This is a genomic window from Paraburkholderia youngii (genome assembly GCF_013366925.1).
GTDB classification, from domain to species: Bacteria; Pseudomonadota; Gammaproteobacteria; order Burkholderiales; family Burkholderiaceae; genus Paraburkholderia; species Paraburkholderia youngii.
On record NZ_JAALDK010000002.1, the window covers coordinates 160,904 to 180,265 of the forward strand.

Consider the following 19,362-nt stretch of genomic DNA (forward strand, 5'->3'; position numbering starts at 1 on the left):
GCCGCGACATGTCAATGGATGCCGGCCAGATCGCCGGCAGGAGTATTGCGAAGATCGACGGTCGCCCGCGTGCCGTCGGCAAGCCGGTCGTCGACGACCGTCATGCGCGGGTTGCGCAGGCCGCGTTGCAGCCGGTCGAGGTAATACTCGAACGGAAACGCGGGGCCGCCGAGCCGGTACGCGACCAGATCGGCGTCGAAATCGATCTGCTGCACGCGCGCCGACGACACCATGTCGCCAGCCTGCGCTTCGGCCTGCGCGACCCGTTCGAGCCCCTGCTGCTGCGCGTTGCCGAGCAGGCCGGCCGCGAAGCCGCGTGCCTGCGCCACACTGCCCTGCGCGCGAATCTGCGCGGCCTGAACGTCGTGGAAAGCAGCGGCCGCACCGGTCGGCGGATGCACGCTCTCGATCACGACCGCGATCACGTCGACGCCGCTTTGCAGCCGGTCGATCTGTTGCTGGATCGCGCGCTTCAACTGATCGGCCATCGCGGCCTGATTTGTTTCCAGCAGCGATTCGAGCGTATGCGACGCGAGGTAGTGCACGAGTTCGCGATTGGCGCTCGTGCGCACCGTGCTTTCCGGGTCGATCGTGCGATAGAGCGCCGCGCGCGCGTCGGCATCGGTCAGCCCGAGCCGGTAGTCCACCCGGACGTCGGCGTTGACGATCTGGAAGTTCTGGCGGTCGCCGTTCGCGCCGGCGATTACCTGGGTGGTTTCCCACGGATGCGGCACATCCCACAGACGGTCGAGGCGTTCGGGCGTCGGGCCATCGGCTGGCACGGACGTCGTATCGGCGCTACCGTCATTCGCGCTACCCGCGATCGCGACCTGGTGCACCGCGCCGTTGTCGACGATGCGCGCGCGCCCGAACGGCCAGGGCAAACCGACGTGCAGGCCCGGCTGCCAGACCGCGACCGGCGCGCCGAACCGTTCATATACCGCGCGCTGCTCCGGGTTCAGCACGACGACGGCGGTGAGCAGCCACGCGCACGCAACGGTGGCGGCCAGCGCGCCGGGCAGCAGCCGCACGAAGCTGCGCCAGCCCCAGCTCTGCCGCAGATCGACGCCGTACCGATGGCGCAGTTCGGCGCCGAGTGACGCGAATGGCGACGGGCGCCGGCTCAGCAGCCCGGCGATCGCGCTGGTTGGCACGACGGCGCCGCGCGGCACCGCAAACCACGACAGCACGCCGCGCAGGGCCAGTTCGGCGGCGACGGCTGCATTGAGCAGCGCGACCGCCTGCACGAGCCAGTCGGCCGTGAGGTGCCGGAATGCGAACCATGCGGCGGCCAGCGCACCCGCGAGCGCGGTGACGAGCGCGACGCGCAACACCCGGGTGAGCGACGCGGATACCGCCGAACCGCTGGCGGCCGCCGCATGATGGCGTTCGGCGACCAGTGTAAGAAAGGCGAGGACGATGCAGGCCGCACCGGCCGCGAGCGTGGGTTCGGGCGCAGCCATTGCGCGAACCAGCATCGCGGGTGAGGTGGGCTGCCACGCGAGCGCGGCAAGCGCGACGGAGAACGCACCGCCGGCGGTGACGGCCCACGGCCGCCAGTCGATCGCGGCGGCGATCGCCGGCCACGGATTGTCGACTTGCTGCGCCTCCTGCTTGCGGCTGAATGCGCTGCGCAGCCAGTTCTTGAGCAGGCCGGCCGCCGAGCCCTGCGGCGGACGGCGGCGTGCACGATCGGCGAGCAGCACGCCGATCGCGACGACGAGCACGTTGCACCATGCGCTGGCGAGCGGCGCGCACCAGCGCTGGTCTACGGGCAGGAAGTAGACGGCGCTCAGCGTGGCGAGCGCTGCGACCAGCAACGCGGCGGCCCTTGCGACCGGCGCGAACGCGTCGCGGCCGGCCGGGCTGCAGGGAGTGTCGTCGTTGCCTTCCGCCTGTTGCCCCATCGGAGCTTCCTTACGTACGAGTTACAGAGTGCGCAGGAGTCCGTGCGGAATGCTGCGAGCGGCAATGTAGCGCGACGGATGATGAAACTCAAGGTGAGCAACGCGGGTGGAGGTATCCGCGCTTACCGGGAGAAATTCGTGATGGAGAATGTTGAGCCAATCGCGGCAAGGCTTTGCGGGCAGGCAGGTATAGATTGATGAGGAATTTTGAATTTCACTATTAATCTAGATTTTTAAAGATGACTTTAAACCGCTAGATGAAAATGAGAAGTGCGATTACCTGGCCGCGTCAGTTTGGAACAACGTTGTCAGCGACTTCGCAACATCGTCGTAACAGTCACCCGTTGCCGGACCGATCGCGCGCTTGATGCTTTGTCCCTTGCGTCAGACGCCGCACTCCTGCTATCGGTTCTGCGGATCAAGCCCGGTGGAATTCCTTTGCCGACTTCCTTTCATCGCGAAAGAAAACTTAAAGAAATTCTTGGCTTGAACAATTGATCTGAAGAATGCTGCGGCATTGCCGTTAACCCTTATGTGAGGTTCTGGCAGGGTCCCGGTCGTCCAGACCGGCGCTGCTTGTCAGACGTCAATCGCAAGTAGGGATGAGGTGCATCTGCTCGCAACTCGGGGCGCACTTGCGGTTCCATTGTTGTCCTGAGAAAGCGAATTATGAATTTCAGCAATATGAAACTCGGCGCCAAACTGATCACCGCCTTTGTGCTGGTCTCGACCATCAGTGCCATCGTCAGTGCAATTGGCCTGCGCAATATGTCGCAAATCAGTGCAAACGCAGACAAAACCTATCGGCAGGATCTCGTCGGGCTCAACCTCATTCAGCAGGCAAACGCCGACGTCCTGAGAGTCGGTACATACCTGCGCAATGCCATCCTCGCTCCGACGCCTGAGCAGCGGACTACCTCGATGGGTCAGGCCGAAAAAGCCCTCGCTTCGGCACGCGATCACCTTAACCAGGCGGAACCCCTCGTCTACACGGAGAAGGGCAAGGCCACCTTCACCGAACTCGACCAGGGCTGGCAGGACTACATCCAGGCGTTCAACGAATTCAAAGCCAGGATCAATGCAGCCGGGCCACAGGACCGGGACGGGCTGACTGATTACCTGTTGGGCGAGTACCACCATAAGGGCTTCAGGACCCTGGTCCTGATGGGCAACCTCGTGGTTCTCAAACAGGGCGATGCGCAAAAAACCGCCGAGGCCAACGACGCGGTATACGGTGAAGGCCGCAATCTGATGTTTGTTCTGGTGGCGATGTCCGTGTTGATCGGCCTGGGAATTGGAGTCTGGATGATGCGTAGCGTGACGCGTCAGTTGGGAACGGAACCGGCGACGGCCGCGGCGCTCGCCAGAAGCGTCGCTGCCGGTGACCTGAATGTCAGGATCGATCTGCGTCCCGGCGACACCAGCAGCCTGATGGCATCGCTGAAGGCAATGTGCGATGCCCTGATGCGGGTCGTCTCGGACGTGCGCGAGAACGCCGAAGGTGTGGCCGCAGCAAGTGCGCAGCTCGCGCAAGGTAATCAGGATCTGTCGAGCCGCACGGAGCAGCAGGCGGCCTCGCTTGAAGAAACGGCATCGAGCATGGAAGAGCTGACCGCAACGGTCCGTCACAACACGGACAATGCGAAGCAGGCCGCAACGCTCGCGGGCACCGCCTCGAACGTCGCGCAGCGGGGCGGCGAAATTGTCGGGCGGGTGGTCGAGACGATGCGCGACATCACCGCCAGTTCGACCAGGATGTCCGAGATTATTGGTGCGATCGAGGGCATCGCCTTCCAGACCAACATCCTGGCGCTGAACGCTGCGGTCGAGGCGGCTCGCGCTGGTGAACAGGGACGTGGCTTCGCTGTGGTCGCCGGTGAAGTCCGCACGCTCGCGCAGCGCAGCGCTACCGCTGCAAAGGAAATCAAGGAGTTGATCTCCGCCTCGGTCGGCCGGGTGGAGGCTGGCTCGATGCTCGTCGAAGAGGCTGGTGGAGCGATCAAGGAGATCGTCACGTCGGTAAAGCGCGTGACGGACATCGTGGGCGAGATTTCGTCGGCATCGAGCGAGCAGAGCAGCGGTATCGAGCAGGTGAATCAGGCAGTTAACCAGATGGACCAGGTCACCCAGCAGAACGCTGCGCTCGTGGAAGAAGCTTCGGCCGCAGCACAGAACATGGCGCAGCAGGCAGAAAGCCTCCGGGACGCGGTGTCTTTCTTCAAGGTCGCCGGCGGACAGGCAAGTGCATCGCAAGCGATGACGCCTCGCAGGGATCCACAGCGGATGCCGCCGCGACATTCAGCGTCCTCGGCTGCCATCACCGCATAGGCAGCGAAAGTCGTTCGTTCTTTCGCGGGCGAACGTACAGGAAAAACGACTAGGGGCGAAGCGGGCTGACGCAGCGAGCTAAACGCTGCGCACGAGTGGCAACCCCTCGAGCCATTGCCTTCGGCGACTGGACCGGCGCATGCGAGCCGTGAGGTCGCCGGGGAGGAAGCGACATGGATGGAGACACGGGCTCGCCGATGACGCGGGTTCGAAGAAGCAACGCGAGATGCGACTGCAGTCAGTGTGCAGCGCACTAAAGGCCGTCTCGCCGTCTCCATGCCGGTTGACGCAGGCTTCGTCACTTAGTCCATGCAAGCTGCTACACGTGACGACCGGATGAGAAACGGCGAGATTCGACTAACGGGTTCTGTTCGGATCGTGACCAAAAACTATGGGATCGCACGCGTCTCTCAATGTATCGAAAACGGTCGTGAAATCGTTGGAAGTAACAAACATCGATCATGTCTTTCTGGTCCCCGGGAAGCTGATCTACCCGCTGCTCAAGGCCATCGACGAATCGCCGACGATCCGCGCGATCGTCGGCGCCCATGAAACCGGCAGCGCTTTCATGGCGGACGGTTATGCGCGGGCGAGCCGGAAATTCGGCGTCTGTGTCGGAATTTCTGGGCCGGGCACGATGAATTTCGTGCCCGGCATGGCGGCCGCCCAAGCAGACCGGATTCCGGTGCTCTATATCGCCGGCGGAGTTTCGTCGAAAGCGGAAGGTAAAGGCGCGTTCCAGGATGGTACGCAGGGTGGCATCTTCGAAAGCGGCGTGGTAAGAGGACTGGTAGAAGATGTCGTCGATCTCAAGAACAAGGAAAACATTCAGGCCGAAATGCGCCGCGCGATGGACGGGTTGAACTGGATGCGTCGAGCGCGATCATTTATCAGCATTCCCGTCGACGTTCAGCAACAGGATGTTCCGGGTAGTCATGCGGCCGCGCGCACCCCCTACCTCCAAAGCGAATTCAACGCACGCGAAGTCCCCGCCAACCGCGCAGCGTTGGATGCCTTGTGCGACCAGTACCTGCTCGGGTCGAAGAGGGTCGCGTTTCTGATCGGAAGCCGTGGCAACGACGCGCGAACGGCACAGGCACTTCTCGAGGTAGCCGAAAAATTCCATATACCTGTTGCGACGACGCTTTCAGGAAAGGGGGCGTTTCCTGAGGAGCACCCCCTCGCGCTCGGCGTCTATGGATTCGCCAGCCACTCCAGGGCGGTTCGCGCGATCAACACCGACGAACTCGACGCCCTGATCGTGTTCGGCAGCGACCTGAATCAACGCGACAGCATGAACTGGAGCAGAAAGTTGCTCGCGGGCAAAGAGGTGATCGTCTTCGACGACAGCTTCGATCCGCCCGCTACTGGCCACATCGCTCAAGGAACGATTTTCTCTGGTATTGGCGCGTCCTTCCGCTTGCTGGCAGAAAAGAAGGTGGAAACGGGCGCCGGGTTCCGGCAGGTGCTGGAAAAAAGAAAGGCATGGGTGGCCGACCTCAACACGACTGCGCTGTACGACTATCAATTCGAGCAAGCCGGAGGGCGGGTCTCAGATAGCGATCAACGGCTCTATCCTGGGGACGTGGTGAAGCGTCTGTGCCGGCTACTGCCGAAGGACAGCAATGTCGTCGTGGACTCCGGTGCTCATCGAATCTTCATGGCTCACTATTGGCTTTCGTCGGGAATGGGCAACTATTTTTCGTCGAGTTCTCTCGCGCCGATGGGGTGGGCTATTGCCGCTGGAATCGGCGTCAAGCTTGCTGCACCAGAACGGCCGTGCGTTGTCGTGACCGGTGACGGTTGCATGATGATGCATGGAATAGAAATTCAGACCGCAGCCCGATATCGCGTCAAGGTGATTTATGTCGTTTTGAATAACGCCGCACATGGCGCAATCCATATCGACGCGGTCGGCAATGGTTCGATTTCAGAACAGTTCACCCGGCTGCCCGGCCATAACTGGACGGCTTTTGCGTCTTCGCTCGGTGTAGCGGCGCGCAATGTCGAGCACCTTGACGAGCTGGAAGCAGCCCTCAGCGAAGCGATGCAACACGAGGGGCCATTCCTGATAGAAGTGAAGACGGGCGTCTTTCCCGCACCGAACCGGTACTATGCGCAAGCCACCACTCACGGTGAGGCCGTCGAGCTCGAGTTCGATGTGAGGCGGCTCACCGGCGATCGTGCCGACGTTGGCGACGACGAGTCATGCGAGATCATCGTTTGAATTGAGTTCCTTCGAAGAGCGCATGTTGCGTCGCTCGCCCATCCAGCGCATCGAGCAGATGCTTCGGGCGAGCGTGCCGATCTCGCGCGTGTCCACGTGCACCGTCGTCAGGGGCGGCCGCGCTTCGCGCGCGATCGCGAGACCGTCGAAGCCGGTGTCCGGAAGCTGCTCAGGAATCGCGATACCAAGTTCTTCTGCCTCCCGCAAAACGCCCATCGCAATGTGATCGTTGCCGCAGATCGCCGCCGCAGCGCGCGGCCCGGCTCCTGCCAGAGCGCATGCAAGGCCCGCCGGCAGAAATCGAGTGTTGTTTGACCCATCGGAGAACGGCTTGGCCCTCGCCACGCGGCCACGCCACGAGTTATTACAACCCTGCCACTGCGCGCCGACGCGCCAACAACCTCACCGCAAGCAGACACCCGCCCATGACGGTCAACGACAACACCGTCGTCATCGTGCCGAGCGCATATATGACCGGTGTCGTCACCGACGTGGTGAGCCCCTGAAGCTCGAGCGGCAGCGTGTTCTGATCGCCGATCGCCTGCGAGGTGCGAGCGATCTCGTCCCATGACAGCGTGAAGCCGAACATCGCGACGCCGACCACCGACGGTCCGATGATCGGCAGCACGACATGCAGGAAACTCTGCCACGGCGTCGCGCCCAGATCGCGCGACGCCTCTTCATAGGCCGGATTGAAGCGGTTGAACACCGCGAACATCACCAACAAACCGAACGGCAGCGTCCACGTCAAATGCGCTCCGAGCGCGGAGGTGAACAGTCCCATCGACGTCGTATAGCTATCGGAAAACGATTGATACCCCCATGTCGACGCGAGGTACTTCACCCCATTATCGAGCAGCCGGAACGTCAAACCGATCCCAAGCGAAACAATGATGGACGGCATGATCAGACTCGCGACCGACACGTAGAACACCGCCGTGTCGCCGCGAAACTTTCGACGAAAGGCGAGGCCCGCCGCCACTGAAAACAACACCGTCAGCACCGTGACCGCCAGCGCGAGCCGCACGGATCGTCCGAACGCGCTCCAAATATCAACATCGCCGACGCCGTCGCGCAACGCGGCGAACCAATGCAGCGAGACACCGCGCATCGGAAACGTCAGGCCGCCCTCGGGGCCCTGAAAGGACAGAATGAATATCGTAATCACCGGCCCATACAAGAACAGCACGAACAGGCCGAACAGCAGCGCAAGCCAGTAGAAACTGGCTGGACGGCGTTCCCGATGTTTGCCGCGAATGGCCTGCATTTTCACAGCTCCTTGCGGATATCGACGACCCGCGTCAAACCCCACACGATCATCAGAACGACGGCGAGCAGAATGATCGCATTGGCTGCCGCGGCGGGAAATTGCAGGTAGCCGGTCTGCACCTGAATGACCTTGCCCACCGATGCAATCTGTTGCCCGCCCATCACGCCGACGGTCAGAAAATCGCCCATGACGATCGTGATCACGAAGATCGAGCCGATTACGATGCCCGTCTTCGACAACGGCAGGACCACGTCGCGTACCACCTGCCAGCCGCTCGCACCGGCATCGCGCGCGGCTTCGAGCAGCGACCGCTCGATGCGCATCATCGCGTTGAAGATCGGCACGATCATGAAGAACGTGTAGAGATGGACGAACGCGAGCACCACCGAGAAGTTAGAGTACAGCAGCCATTCGAGCGGCTGGTCGATCAGATGTGCGCCGAGTAGCACCTGATTGACGAGGCCATTGCGGCCGAGCAGCGGCATCCACGAAATCATCCGGATCACGTTGGAGGTCCAGAACGGAATCGTGCAGACGAGGAACAGCACCGTCTGCATGCTCGTCGTGCGCACGTGAAACGCGAGGAAGTAGGCGATCGAAAAGCCCAGCAGCAAGGTCATTGCCCACACGATCGCGCAGAACTTGAGCGTCGACCAGTACGTCTTGAAGGTCACGCAAACGTCCGTCATCGACGAACAGCCGTTGAAGATCGCCGCGTAGTTCTTCAGCGTGAACGCGGGAATGATCTGGTATTCGTTGAAGTCCCAGAAACTGACGATCAGCGTGATGACCAGCGGCACGATGAAAAACAGCAGGAAGGTCAGCGACAGCGGCGTCGCCTGCAACCATGCCGGTGCGCGGCGATGTTTGACGGTCGTGTCCTGCGCGTGCGAGGGAAGGTCGATGGTTGCCATGGGCGGGTGTGTATCGAATGACTGCGCGGCGCATCGCTGCGCGAGAACGAGAAATGACTACGCTCCTCAAGGAGCCGTGCTTGCCGGCGCGTCACACCTCGGCAAGCACATCGAACCGCGGCGTCGATCAGGCCGCGATGAACTCGTTCCACTTCTGAACCATGTAGATGTTCTCGTCCATCACCGCGTTCCAGCACGCAATCGCACTCATGCGCTGGGTGTATGAACCGCCGTCCCGCACGGCGCCGGCCTTTTCGAGCAGTTGGCCGTCCGGCGCCTTGATGTCCTGCGCGGCCGCTTTGCCTTCGATCCAGTAGTCCCATTCGTACGGCTGCATGTGCGTCTTCGCGGTCTCGATCACGCCGGGGTAGTAGCCCTGGCGCATCAGGTAGGCGCCGGCCCAGCCGTCCTGGAACCAGTTGACGAATTCGTACGCGGCGTCGAGCTTCTTGCCTTGCAGCGAGCGCGGAAAGCCGAAGCCCGAGGCCCACGAGCGATAGCCTTCCTTGAGCGGCTGAAATTTGCACGCGATGCCCATCGTGCGCACCTTCGTCACCGCCGGCGACCACATCGACTGGATCACCACTTCGCCCGAGGCCATCAGGTTCACGCTTTCGTTGAAGTCCTTCCAGAACGCGCGAAATTGGCCAGCATGCTTGGCGTCGATCAGGATCTTGATGGTCTGGTCGATCTCGGCCCTGGTCATATTGCCTTTGTCGCCGTATTTCATGTGACCCATCGCCTCGATCGCCATCGCCGAATCCATGATGCCGATCGCGGGAATGTTCAGCAGCGCCGCCTTGCCTTTGAACTGCGGGTTGAGCAGTTCTGCCCAACTGTCGATCGGACGCTTGATCAGGTCGGGACGAATGCCGAGCGTGTCCGCGTTATAGGTGGTGGGGATCAGCGTCATCCATTCGGTCGGCTTCGCTGAGAACTCGGTCGAGCGCGGGCCGGTCAGGAACATCACCTTCTTTGGCGCGGTGCCCTGGTCGCCGATCGTCTTGCCGTTGACTTCACCGCGCGTCAACACCGGCGTGATCTTGTCGGCGAGCTTGATGCGTTTGGCGTCCATGCCCGCGAGCGTGCCGGCCGGAATCAGCTTCTTGAGCGCGAAGTACTCGGTGTCGACAATATCGAACGAGTTGGGTTGCGTGATGATGCGCTTGGCGACGTCGTCGGTGGTCACTGGCACGTATTGAATCTCGATGCCGGTGTCTTCCTTGAATTTCTTCGCGATGTCGGCACTCTGATTGACCGCGGTGCCGAGGTAGCGCAACGTGATCTTTTCCTGCGCATGCACGTACGGAAAGCCGGCAATGCCGGCCGCCGCCACCGCGCCCTTGATGAACGTGCGGCGCGACAGCCCTTTTTCCTTCACATCGGTTGCGGCCACTGCCGGGCTCTCGTTCGTTTCACTCATTGCTTTCTCCTCAGTTGACGTTCAATTCGCGCTTATTCGGCGTTCGGTTCACTGCAATGCGATCCGCTGCGATGCAAGCACTCAGGCTGCCAGCGGATGCGCGTCCCGCTCGTTCCACCAGATCACCACGCGCGCGTCGGGACCGAGCCGTGTCGCGTCGTAGTCGCCGTCGCTCACGAGCGAGATCAATTCGGGCGAGCCGTCGAGCGGGTCGAGCGTCATGCGCAGATGCGTGCCCTGGTATTCGGCTTCACGGACCCTGCAGGGCACGCCGCCAATGCGTGTCAGGCCGCTCTCGCCGCCGGCGTTCTGCACCGGCGTGACGCCGTGCGGCACCACGCGCAGATGGTCGGCGCGCACGGTAAACAGGTGGCCATTCGTATTGAAGACGTTATGGCCGCCGAGGAAGCGGGCCACGAATTCGGTACGCGGACGGTTGAATACTTCGTGCGGTGTGCCGCTCTGCTCGATACGGCCATGGCTCATCACCACGACGAGATCGGCCAGCGCCATCGCTTCTTCCTGCGAGTGCGTGACATGCACGAAGGTAATGTCGAGATCCTTCTGCCAACGCTTGAGTTCGGCGCGCATCTGCACACGCAGAAACGGGTCGAGCGCGGAGAGCGGTTCGTCGAGTAGCAGGCAGCCCGGTTGATTCAGTAACGCGCGCGCGAGTGCCACGCGTTGCTGCTGGCCGCCGGATAACTGGGCTGGTTTGCGATCGGCATACGCGGACATCGCGACCAGTTCGAGCAGTTCGGCGGCGCGCTTGCGCCGCACGTCCTTCGCGACGCCGCGCACCTTCAGGCTGAACGCGACGTTGTCGAGCGCGCTCAGATGCGGGAACAGCGCGTAGTTCTGAAACACCATTGCGGTGCCGCGCGCGGCGGGTTCGGCGCGCGTGACGTTGCGGCCCGCGATCAGAATGTCACCTTCAGTGACGGATTCATGCCCGGCGATCATGCGCAAGGTCGAGGTCTTGCCGCACCCGGATGGGCCGAGCAGGCAACAGTACTGGCCGCCGGCGATGCGCAGGTCGATCGCGTCGACGGCTAGCGAATCGCCATATTGCTTTGACACGTGGACCAGTTCGATATCGGCGGCTTTGGTTTCGAGCACCGTTGAAGCAGGCTGAATCATGAAGGATGTGTCCTCGTGAACGGCGAACAGTGGGGCACGCGTCAAAACCAATGCGCCGCCCATGCGAAGCCATGCAAACGCAAGACGTGTGCCATCCATCGAATTGTGACGCTCGCGATTGCCGACGTACCGTTGTGCTTAACGTCTACGAGTTGGCTCACATATTGCAAACGATCCGCAGCGTCGATCGTTCGCGATCAGAAGGATGGGATTGCGCGATCACGGTGCGTCTTCGATCCGTCTCGGGGCATGAACCGACCAATCCGGTTCATCCATTACGTGTCGTGGCGCTTTTCGACATCCACGATTTCCTGCTCATGAACGACACACGGAACATGCCCGTAGCAGTGAACCGCGCGCGTCAATCGCTTGCCACGCATGGCCGCTTTGCCTACCGCCCGATCACCGATAGTGACGCGTTCCGCTGGCCTGGCGACACCGGACTCGCGGTCTATCTTGGCTTTAACATCGAGCACTTTGCGTTCGGCGAAGGCCTCGGTGCGGCACTCGGTCCGCTCTCGCCGCAACCGGATGTGCTGAACCATAGCTGGCGCGAGTACGGCAATCGCGTCGGCGCGTGGCGCTGCATTGAACTGTTCGATCAGCTCGCGCTGCCCGCGGGCACGCTGATCAATACCGCGCTCTACGATCACTGTCCTGAGCTGATCGAGGCTTGCGTCGCGCGTGGCGATGAACTGATCGGCCACGGCCACACGAACGCGCACCGGCAGAGCGACCTCGACGAAAGCGGTGAACGCGAGCTCCTTTTGCATTGCTGCGAACGGATCGCGGAAGAATCCGGTACGCCGCCGCACGGCTGGCTGTCGCCGTGGATTTCGGAGTCGCATCTGACGCCCGATCTGCTGGCCGAGACCGGCTATCGCTACACGTTGAACTGGTGTCACGACGACCGCCCCGTACGAATGGCCACGCGTGGCGCGCCGCTGTGGTCGATCCCGTATCCGCAGGAACTCAACGATCTGCCGATGATGGTGGGCCGTCACATGGACGGCCGCGCGTTCGCCGACATGATCGTCGATCAGTTCGACGAGATGCTCGAACAGGCCAATCGCGGCGCGCAAGCGCAGGCGCTGGTGATGGGCATCGCGCTGCATCCGTATCTGGTCGGACAGCCGTACCGGTTGCGGCATCTGCGCCGCGCGCTCGAACATATCGCCACGGCGCGCGCACGAGGCGATGTGTGGATCACCACTCCGGGCGAGATCGCGAGTCATATGGACGATCTGGAGCGGGCCGGCATCGTGCGCCCGGCCGTCGCATGAGCGCGAAAGCCGGCGCGGCCACCGCGAAGAAAAACACCGGTGACGACACGGATATCAATGCACGCATCTATCAGTCGATCTTCGACGGCGTGATGAATCATCGTTTGATTCCCGGCACGAAGTTACCGGAGCCTGAACTGTGCCAACTGTTCGGCGTGGGCCGCGCGGTCGTACGTCGTGTGCTGGAAAAGCTCGCCTATGACGGCATCGTCGTATTGCGGCCGAACAAGGGCGCGGTGATCGCCGAGCCCTCGCCCGAGGAAACGCGCGAGATATTCGAGGCGCGGCGCTCAGTCGAACGGATGCTGGTCGAGCTTGCCGTGCGGCGCGCGAGTGCGACGGACATCAAGGCGCTGCGGCAACAACTCGCGAGCGAGCATGACGCCATGCACCGCTACGACCAGCCTTCGTGGGCGACGCTCGCCAGCGGCTTTCATATGCGCATCGCCGCGCTGGCCGGCAATTCGATCCTGCACAATTATCTGAAGGAACTGGTATCGCGCTGTTCGCTGATCGTCGGGGTGTATGAGCCGCCGGGGCATGCGCCGTGCGAGCACGCCGAGCATGCTGCGATCGTCGACTGCATCGAGGCGCGCGACTCGGCGGGCGCAATGGGGCATATGGAAGCGCATCTGCGCGATCTCGAAGAACGCATTGAAACCTCGCGAATGCGCGGCGAAAAAAGCCTCGGCCAATTGCTCGGCATCATTGAACACACGACTACGAACCAGGCGGCCCGACATGGAAATTGATTTCGAAGCGATCACCGAATACCAGCGCTACAAGCTGATGGCGAGCCTGATCGTGCCGCGTCCGATCGCGCTCGTCACCACGCTCGGCGCCGACGGTACGATCAACGCCGCGCCGTTTTCGATGTTCAATATGCTCGGCGAAGAACCGCCGATCGTGATGATCAGCATTAACCGCGTGGCGGACGGCACGCTGAAGGACACGGCGGTCAACATCTTGCGGACCGGCGAGTTCGTCGTGCATCTCGCCGACGAGACGATCGCCGAAGAAATGCATCGCTGCGGGGAAAGGCTGCCGCCCAGCGTTAGCGAACTTGTCGAGGTCGGCTTGACGCCGGTGCCGAGCTCGTGCGTTGCGCCGCCGCGCATTGCCGAAGCGCCGGTTGCTTTCGAGTGCACGATATGGGAGACGCTGGAGACCACCACCCGGCAGATCTTTATTGGCCGCGTACATCGGCTGCATGCGCGCGACGAATTGATCGACACCGAAACGTGGCGCGTGCGTTTGCAGCACTACTTTCCGGTGGGCCGTTTCGGCGCGAGTGACTATGTGACGACGCGTGACCGCTTTACGTTGGGTTGACGTTGACGTTGACGCGTATGGAGCACAAGCGTTAGCCCGTTCAGCGATCAACGCGCGTATAGACGCGCTTGCGTTAGCTGGTGAATCACCGCGTCTGGACCGTCTGCATAGGCCGCGACGTAGGCGAACCTGAACGGCCCGCGTGAACCAGCACGCGGGAAAGAACCCACGCGCCGATCCATCACACGGTGAGCGCGCAGCCATCGCTGCGCGGATCGTGCGCGCCTGACACCGCGCCGTCCGCATCGATGCGTATCACACCAGGGTGACCCGCCAGCGGACTCTGCGTCGGGATCGCGCTCACCTCGTGGCCGCGCGCGGCGAGCGCCGCGAACACGTCGGCGCCTGCGTCTTCTTCGAGCTTCAACGCATCGCGCGTGTCGGAGAACGTCTTGCCGAGCAGAAAACGCGGACGGGCGAGTGCGGTGAGCGGGTCCATCCCGTAGTCGATCAGCCGCGTGAGAATGGCGGCGAGCGTTTGCGGCTGACCGTCGGCGCCTTGTGTGCCGAACAGCAGGTACGGGCGGCCGTCTTTCAGGTACATGCCGGGGTTGAGCGTATGAAAAGGGCGCTTGCCCGGCTGCACCGCGTTGTGATGCGCGGGGTGCGTGCTGAACGACGCGCCGCGGTTGTGCCACAGAATGCCGGTATCGCCCGCGACTACGCCGCTGCCCCAGTCGAAGTAGACCGTTTGCAGCACGCTGACGCTGCGGCCCTGACTATCCGTCGCGCCGATGAACACCGTGTCGCCCGGATGGAACACGTGTGGCCACTCGCGCGCTCGATGTGGGTCGATCGAACGAGCATGGGCGTCGAGCGTCGCGGGCGACAGCATCTGCTCGACGGGCACGGTGTTGAACTCGGGATCCGATACAAAGCGGTCACGGTCGACGAACGCGCACTTCACCGCTTCCACCAGCAGGTGATAGTAATCGGCACTCCCTTCGCGAATCGCGCCGATGTCGAAGCGATCCAGCGTGCCCATGATTTGCAGCGTCGTCACGCCTTGCGTAGGCGGACGCAGGCTCACCAGTTCGCCGCCGCGATACGCGACCCGCAGCGGTGCTTCGTCGCGCGCGCGCGTTCTAGCGAGATCGCTCGAAGTGAGCGGCGAGCCGGCCTGCTGCAAACCGCGCGCGATGCGCTCCGCCAGTTCGCCTTCATAAAACTCGCGTGCGCCGAAACGGGCAATCCGCTCGATGCTCTTTGCCAACGCCGGTTGTGTGAAACGCTCGTCGACAGCGGGAATCCTGCCGTGCGGAGCGAAGGTTGCCGCAAAGCCCGGCAACGTATTCAGCTCGCCGGCACGCAGGCTTTGCCAGAAATGCTGCGACGGCGTGACGGGAAAGCCGTCGCCGGCATAGTTGAGCGCGCGGTCGAACAGCGACGACCACGACTGTGTGCCGCCCCATGCGCCTTTGCTGACCTCGTATGCGTGCTGCCAAGCATCGACGGTCGCTGCGGTGGTGAGCGCGGATGCCGCGCCGCGCAACGGGATCGCGCCGTCGAACGCGGGCAGTTGCGCCGGGGCCTGGCCGATGCCCGACAGCGTGCGCAAGGTTCCCTCGCGGTCGCCGATTACCCAGAACGCGTCGCCGCCGAGTCCTGTGAAATGCGGATACGTCACGCACAGCGCGGCACCGATCGCGATAGCCGCTTCGATCGCATTGCCGCCGGCGCGCAACACGTCGCGGCCGGCCTCGCTCGCCAACGCGTGGGGGCTGGTGACCATGCCGCCGGTCGGGCCGGCGAGTCGCGTGTCGCGCATCGATTGCTACTCCGTTACAGGAGACGAGCCGCGCGTGAGCTCGTCGGAGTACGGATTATATGTTCACGCAGCGCATCGAAAAAAATCGATGCCGATCTGCAACGCTCTTTCGACTCGGATCCGGCCAAGGGCACTGAGGGCAAGGTCGGCACTTCAATTCGTCCAATCGGCCCGTGCGTGCCTTACCTGCCAGCGTCTTGATCAACGCTTCCGCGATTGGCGCGATACCGACAAGGTTGTCCAGGCTGGCGACGGAAGCGGGGAGCGACACGGGGTTTTGCTGCGGGATTGCAGCGGCTGGAAGCAATTCAGCTACCCCTCCGTTTCTGCTCGACGCACGCCAGCATATTTTCGTGCGAAACAGTTCGAGCACCGGTCGGCGGGAATGGTCTTTGCGGCGGGCTAGGCTGCATCATTTTCGCGCCGGTCCTTTGCGACCGGTACCTGCAGATCGTCCCAATCGAGGAGACAGTTATGGCGAGCGAAACGCTTCTGGTACTTCCGGGTAATGGAGGCGAGACCGAACGGGCTGCGGTGGGCAGTGCCGAGGGTGGCGCGGCAGTTAATTTTTTTGTCGATGTGGCGGAAAGGTTGTTCGAACTGAACCGCACGGCAGTAAAGACTTCAATTGACGAACAATTTGCGGTCGCATCGAAGGCGCTTGAAGAAAGGTCGCCGCTGGGCGCGTGGCGGCTGCAGGCGAGCTATGTCCTTGCCGGGTCGGCGAAAGCGGCTGCCTACTGGCGCCATGCGAACGAAATCCTGCTGGACTCGTTTGCGGATGTCGTGAATGACGCCGAGCAACGCGTGAACCGGGGCTTCCTCGTGATGACAGGTATGCTCGAAGATGCGACCGTTGGGTTCGGGTCCTCGATTCTCATGGGAGACCAGGGGCCCGCGACATACAGCATGCAGGAAACGGCGCAGATTATCTCGCAACCCGAGGACGAAACTCCTGCGCGGCGGCGCGGTAGGGCAGATGGAGAGGGCGCGTCAAAGTAGTGCGGGTCCGACGCGGAGCAGTACGCGCGGCCACCCTCGCTTGGCCGGGGAAGTCGGATCAGACGAAAGATCGGCGCGGGCGCACGCCGCGGCCGGCGTGCGCGAATCATTTGTGCCTTTACGTGTGCATCGGTACGTCGCGTCGAGAGCCGAACGCATCGGCCGCTCTAACGGAAACCTGGACGATGAACCTGAAACCTGTCGAGCAGAAACCATCGTGATCAGCGGTGCGACTGCCTTCAACACCGCGAATAAGTCCTTTAGCCCCGCCGACAAGAAGCGCCAGACCAATCGCCAGTTGGAGGGTAATGGTCGCAAGATTGGTTGGCAGGCCCGTTCATGAAAGGAACATGGCAACCAGCGCCTCCGTTCCATGCCCTCCCTGGAGCGGTTGTTCCGATGCGCGAAAAGTCACCACCATATAGATGACGTAGACGCCAACCAGTGCGAGGCTAAACAACGCCCGGACGTACCAAATTGGTGTTGCACAACATGGCGGCGCTTCTCGGCCGTGATGATGGCGGACACCATCATCACGAACGACAGCTCCATCACCGGCAGATACACTTTCCAGTGGGATTCAGGTTGACGGAGACCCCCGTTAGCTTCACCGAACTCATATTTTCGGACCGTCATCGGCCCTTGGGAATTGCCCGAAGCGGTCGTTCAGCATAGCGGCTGCATGTCGGTTGCGTCGGCAAACTCTGTCTGCCCCTTACCCCGCGTTTTCGCCCGGTACATTGCGCTATCCGCGGCACGCATCAATGTTTGGGCGTCGAGAGAGCTGCCTCCGGTGCCTTCCATCAGCAGCATGCACACTCCAATGCTGGCCGAAACGGCAGTCGGATGTCCGCCAGCGGTTCGCACGTTGCTCAGGATGACGTGAATACTATCGGCAATTCTGAGCGCGCCTTCCTGGCCGCATACGTGGTGTGCAAGGACTACGAATTCATCTCCGCCCAATCGTGCGAGCGTGTCACCGCGGCGCATCCGGCTTACCAGGGCCATGGCAAAATTCCGCAGCAATTCGTCACCTACCGCATGTCCGTGTGCGTCGTTCACTTCTTTGAAACCGTCCAGGTCTATCAGGAACAAGGCAGTCTGACCGACTTCGGTACCTCGACCGGTCAGCGTTCGCCCAATCACCTGCTCAAGCCGGAGGCGATTGCTTAGCCCCGTCAGCGGGTCAGTCGCAGCCCGCTTTTCGAGTCGATACACCAGCACCGCCAGGTAGAGGGATATTGCTGCAACGCTAAACGTCAAACCCAGTCCGGCCTCGATGTTTGTCCGCCACCACGGTTGCCAATACATCAGGCTTACGAATCCAGCGAGCGCCACCGCACATGACAGCGCCAGCATTCGTCGGCCGTAACGGCAGCCGGCACCCACCAGTAACCAAAAAACCACCCAGAGCAGCGGAAGCGCGGCCCTGCCGCCAATTGCCAGAACTGTCGTCACCGTTGCCTGGTCGACAACCGTGGTGAGAGTTAGCCTGAGGTGTGAGCGCGCTGGTCCGACCTTCGTGGCGACGTACGTCACGATACCGAACACCACGTAAATCGCGACCGTCACCATCGTTGAGTAGGCGACTGTGGAATGACAAATCAAGGTAAAAGCCAGGTACGCGAGCAGAACCACAGTTCCAAAAACCATGCGCAGTATCGCTTGTTCCTTCTCGGGGTTCTTCGGAAACACACGCAACATTGCTTGCTCGCGCCAAGAATGAAGATCCGCCTCGGCCATCCCAACCACCCCGCTAGAGTCCAATAACTGCCGTCTCGGCAAAACTTCGTATTTGTTCACTTGGGGTCTCCACGACTGAGACCCGCCGTTGGAATCCATCTTAAGATAATTTATGCAATCGCCGTGAATGTTCTACCTACGAAATATTTGTGGCTGCAGGAGTGTGCTGACAAGAAAAGATCCACCAAACGTTTGCTTGTCATTGAATTGGACCTTTCCAGCTCACCTTAATCGTTTGCGGAAGAAGGTGATGCCGCCACCTTCGAGAGGTGAATGCGCGACAAGGTGCGTGGAAGCTCACCGTAAGACTGACGGGAAGGAGAGGCCGCCTGTCACACGGCAATGCACAACTGCGTGCGAAGTGTTGGGGTGTTGCGAGCATCTCGCCGCAGTCGCAGTCCCTGAATGTCCCCCGATTAAGTGCAACTAACGGTCAAAGTCATCCATCACAATGCCGAGGCTTCGCCCAAAAGCCAGCTGCCAAAAGGTGGTCAATCCGGACTGTCGTCGCGCCAGGATGCACTTGATTACCACCCGCTAGGAAGCTCCATCAAGGCGTCTGCACTTGCGAGTCGCGAACAGGTCGTTCGGCTAACTGCAGACGAATTCCACGCACTGTCGGACTCGATTCTGGAATGCGGGTTGAAGGATGCGTCACCGGCGAAAAAACCGGTGTCTCAGCGGCGCGAGAAATCTGCCAGTGTCAATTCAAGTCGTGCAACGGGATGGGCGAGCAGTTTCCGTTCGGCTATCGCCCGGATGCGGCCGTAGCCATCGCGAAATGTTTTGAGGATGCGCTCGTCGCCTGCGCGTGGCTCGAGCCAGAAATACGCTTCCAGCGCCGTGATCGTGATCATGCATTCGACCGGGCGGTTCTGGAAGACCAGAGAAAATGCCACGCCGAGACGATTGACGAGCACCTGCGGTTCAAGTTCGACGGTTTCCATAGACGGCAAGGAGGGCGCTTCGGATCAGGTCACGATGATTTTTGCACAGGTTATGCATTTCGGATGCGGGCACAGTGG

16 protein-coding genes and 1 pseudogene are annotated in these 19,362 nt (G+C 61.8%); 7 read left to right on the plus strand and 10 right to left on the minus strand.

Annotated features, from left to right (window positions below; translation table 11 throughout):
• Positions 1-11: 11 nt before the first annotated feature.
• On the minus strand, positions 12-1,907 hold the full coding sequence (gene hflK, locus G5S42_RS32000) for a protease modulator HflK (protein WP_176110818.1): 1,896 nt from the start codon (positions 1,905-1,907) through the stop codon (positions 12-14).
• Positions 1,908-2,576: 669 nt separating this feature from the next.
• On the opposite strand from hflK, the gene G5S42_RS32005 reads away from it, so the two are divergent.
• Together G5S42_RS32005 and G5S42_RS32010 are read left to right on the plus strand one after the other, a co-directional pair.
• Positions 2,577-4,235 carry a methyl-accepting chemotaxis protein gene (locus G5S42_RS32005; RefSeq protein ID WP_176110819.1) on the plus strand — a complete coding sequence of 553 codons (1,659 nt, stop codon included), beginning with the start codon at positions 2,577-2,579 and terminating at the stop codon, positions 4,233-4,235.
• A gap of 391 nt (positions 4,236-4,626) precedes the next feature.
• The gene (locus tag G5S42_RS32010) at positions 4,627-6,462 is read left to right on the plus strand and encodes a thiamine pyrophosphate-binding protein (protein ID WP_176110820.1); all 1,836 of its coding nucleotides are present in this window, start codon (positions 4,627-4,629) and stop codon (positions 6,460-6,462) included.
• On the opposite strand, the gene G5S42_RS32015 is transcribed toward G5S42_RS32010, so the two are convergent.
• The 5 genes from G5S42_RS32015 to G5S42_RS32035 all read right to left on the minus strand — a co-directional run bounded on the left by G5S42_RS32015 (position 6,442) and on the right by G5S42_RS32035 (position 11,209).
• On the minus strand, positions 6,442-6,678 hold the full coding sequence (locus G5S42_RS32015) for a substrate-binding domain-containing protein (protein WP_376777016.1): 237 nt from the start codon (positions 6,676-6,678) through the stop codon (positions 6,442-6,444). The genes G5S42_RS32010 and G5S42_RS32015 overlap by 21 nt on opposite strands.
• Positions 6,679-6,826: 148 nt before the next feature.
• Positions 6,827-7,729, minus strand: coding sequence for an ABC transporter permease (locus G5S42_RS32020; RefSeq protein ID WP_176110821.1), 903 nt, complete (start codon positions 7,727-7,729; stop codon positions 6,827-6,829).
• Positions 7,730-7,731: 2 nt separating this feature from the next.
• Positions 7,732-8,646, minus strand: a complete 915-nt coding sequence (locus G5S42_RS32025; protein WP_176110822.1) for an ABC transporter permease — start codon at positions 8,644-8,646, stop codon at positions 7,732-7,734.
• Between the two features lie 127 nt (positions 8,647-8,773).
• A complete protein-coding gene (locus G5S42_RS32030) occupies positions 8,774-10,069 on the minus strand; it encodes an ABC transporter substrate-binding protein (protein WP_176110823.1) in 1,296 nt (431 codons plus the stop codon).
• 81 nt (positions 10,070-10,150) lie between these two features.
• Positions 10,151-11,209, minus strand: coding sequence for an ABC transporter ATP-binding protein (locus tag G5S42_RS32035; protein ID WP_176110824.1), 1,059 nt, complete (start codon positions 11,207-11,209; stop codon positions 10,151-10,153).
• A 317-nt stretch (positions 11,210-11,526) separates the two neighbouring features.
• Here G5S42_RS32035 and G5S42_RS32040 point away from each other — a divergent pair, with 317 nt between their 5' ends.
• The 3 genes from G5S42_RS32040 to G5S42_RS32050 are packed head-to-tail and all read left to right on the plus strand — an operon-like array spanning position 11,527 to position 13,824.
• The gene (locus G5S42_RS32040; RefSeq protein ID WP_176110825.1) at positions 11,527-12,492 is read left to right on the plus strand and encodes a polysaccharide deacetylase family protein; all 966 of its coding nucleotides are present in this window, start codon (positions 11,527-11,529) and stop codon (positions 12,490-12,492) included.
• The gene (locus tag G5S42_RS32045; RefSeq protein WP_176110826.1) at positions 12,489-13,244 is read left to right on the plus strand and encodes a GntR family transcriptional regulator; all 756 of its coding nucleotides are present in this window, start codon (positions 12,489-12,491) and stop codon (positions 13,242-13,244) included. The genes G5S42_RS32040 and G5S42_RS32045 overlap by 4 nt, the downstream gene beginning before the upstream one ends.
• Positions 13,234-13,824 carry a flavin reductase family protein gene (locus G5S42_RS32050; RefSeq protein ID WP_176110827.1) on the plus strand — a complete coding sequence of 197 codons (591 nt, stop codon included), beginning with the start codon at positions 13,234-13,236 and terminating at the stop codon, positions 13,822-13,824. Before G5S42_RS32045 ends, G5S42_RS32050 begins: the two co-directional genes overlap by 11 nt.
• Before the next feature lie 181 nt (positions 13,825-14,005).
• On the opposite strand, the gene G5S42_RS32055 is transcribed toward G5S42_RS32050, so the two are convergent.
• Positions 14,006-15,592, minus strand: coding sequence for a gamma-glutamyltransferase family protein (locus G5S42_RS32055; protein WP_176110828.1), 1,587 nt, complete (start codon positions 15,590-15,592; stop codon positions 14,006-14,008).
• Positions 15,593-16,066: 474 nt separating this feature from the next.
• Between G5S42_RS32055 and phaP the strand changes: the two genes are divergently transcribed.
• Positions 16,067-16,594, plus strand: a complete 528-nt coding sequence (gene phaP, locus G5S42_RS32060) for a TIGR01841 family phasin (protein ID WP_176110829.1) — start codon at positions 16,067-16,069, stop codon at positions 16,592-16,594.
• Positions 16,595-16,634: 40 nt separating this feature from the next.
• A complete protein-coding gene (locus G5S42_RS32065) occupies positions 16,635-16,937 on the plus strand; it encodes a hypothetical protein (RefSeq protein WP_217710227.1) in 303 nt (100 codons plus the stop codon).
• Here G5S42_RS32065 and G5S42_RS44545 read toward each other — a convergent pair.
• The 3 genes and pseudogenes from G5S42_RS44545 to G5S42_RS32075 form a co-directional block, all read right to left on the minus strand.
• Positions 16,830-17,069: pseudogene (locus G5S42_RS44545) on the minus strand (sodium:calcium antiporter); the annotation flags it as partial. The gene G5S42_RS32065 and the pseudogene G5S42_RS44545 sit on opposite strands and share 108 nt — an antisense overlap.
• A gap of 191 nt (positions 17,070-17,260) precedes the next feature.
• Positions 17,261-18,397: a diguanylate cyclase domain-containing protein gene (locus G5S42_RS32070; RefSeq protein WP_312883658.1), complete on the minus strand. Its 1,137-nt coding sequence runs from the start codon at positions 18,395-18,397 to the stop codon at positions 17,261-17,263.
• Positions 18,398-19,014: 617 nt separating this feature from the next.
• On the minus strand, positions 19,015-19,284 hold the full coding sequence (locus G5S42_RS32075; protein WP_176110831.1) for a DUF1488 family protein: 270 nt from the start codon (positions 19,282-19,284) through the stop codon (positions 19,015-19,017).
• Between the last annotated feature and the right edge of the window lie 78 nt (positions 19,285-19,362).

Excerpts from the sequence above, each read along its gene's own strand:
- G5S42_RS32075 (WP_176110831.1), bottom strand. The coding sequence starts at position 19,284 with ATGGAAACCGTCGAACTTGAACCGCAGGTGCTCGTCAATCGTCTCGGC.
- G5S42_RS32055 (WP_176110828.1), bottom strand. The coding sequence starts at position 15,592 with ATGCGCGACACGCGACTCGCCGGCCCGACCGGCGGCATGGTCACCAGC.
- G5S42_RS32010 (WP_176110820.1), top strand. The coding sequence starts at position 4,627 with ATGGGATCGCACGCGTCTCTCAATGTATCGAAAACGGTCGTGAAATCG.
- G5S42_RS32050 (WP_176110827.1), top strand. The coding sequence starts at position 13,234 with ATGGAAATTGATTTCGAAGCGATCACCGAATACCAGCGCTACAAGCTG.
- G5S42_RS32015 (WP_376777016.1), bottom strand. The coding sequence starts at position 6,678 with ATGGGCGTTTTGCGGGAGGCAGAAGAACTTGGTATCGCGATTCCTGAG.
- G5S42_RS32045 (WP_176110826.1), top strand. The coding sequence starts at position 12,489 with ATGAGCGCGAAAGCCGGCGCGGCCACCGCGAAGAAAAACACCGGTGAC.
- G5S42_RS32035 (WP_176110824.1), bottom strand. The coding sequence starts at position 11,209 with ATGATTCAGCCTGCTTCAACGGTGCTCGAAACCAAAGCCGCCGATATC.
- G5S42_RS32040 (WP_176110825.1), top strand. The coding sequence starts at position 11,527 with ATGAACGACACACGGAACATGCCCGTAGCAGTGAACCGCGCGCGTCAA.
- G5S42_RS32025 (WP_176110822.1), bottom strand. The coding sequence starts at position 8,646 with ATGGCAACCATCGACCTTCCCTCGCACGCGCAGGACACGACCGTCAAA.
- G5S42_RS32030 (WP_176110823.1), bottom strand. The coding sequence starts at position 10,069 with ATGAGTGAAACGAACGAGAGCCCGGCAGTGGCCGCAACCGATGTGAAG.
- phaP (WP_176110829.1), top strand. The coding sequence starts at position 16,067 with ATGGCGAGCGAAACGCTTCTGGTACTTCCGGGTAATGGAGGCGAGACC.
- G5S42_RS32005 (WP_176110819.1), top strand. The coding sequence starts at position 2,577 with ATGAATTTCAGCAATATGAAACTCGGCGCCAAACTGATCACCGCCTTT.
- hflK (WP_176110818.1), bottom strand. The coding sequence starts at position 1,907 with ATGGGGCAACAGGCGGAAGGCAACGACGACACTCCCTGCAGCCCGGCC.
- G5S42_RS32020 (WP_176110821.1), bottom strand. The coding sequence starts at position 7,729 with ATGCAGGCCATTCGCGGCAAACATCGGGAACGCCGTCCAGCCAGTTTC.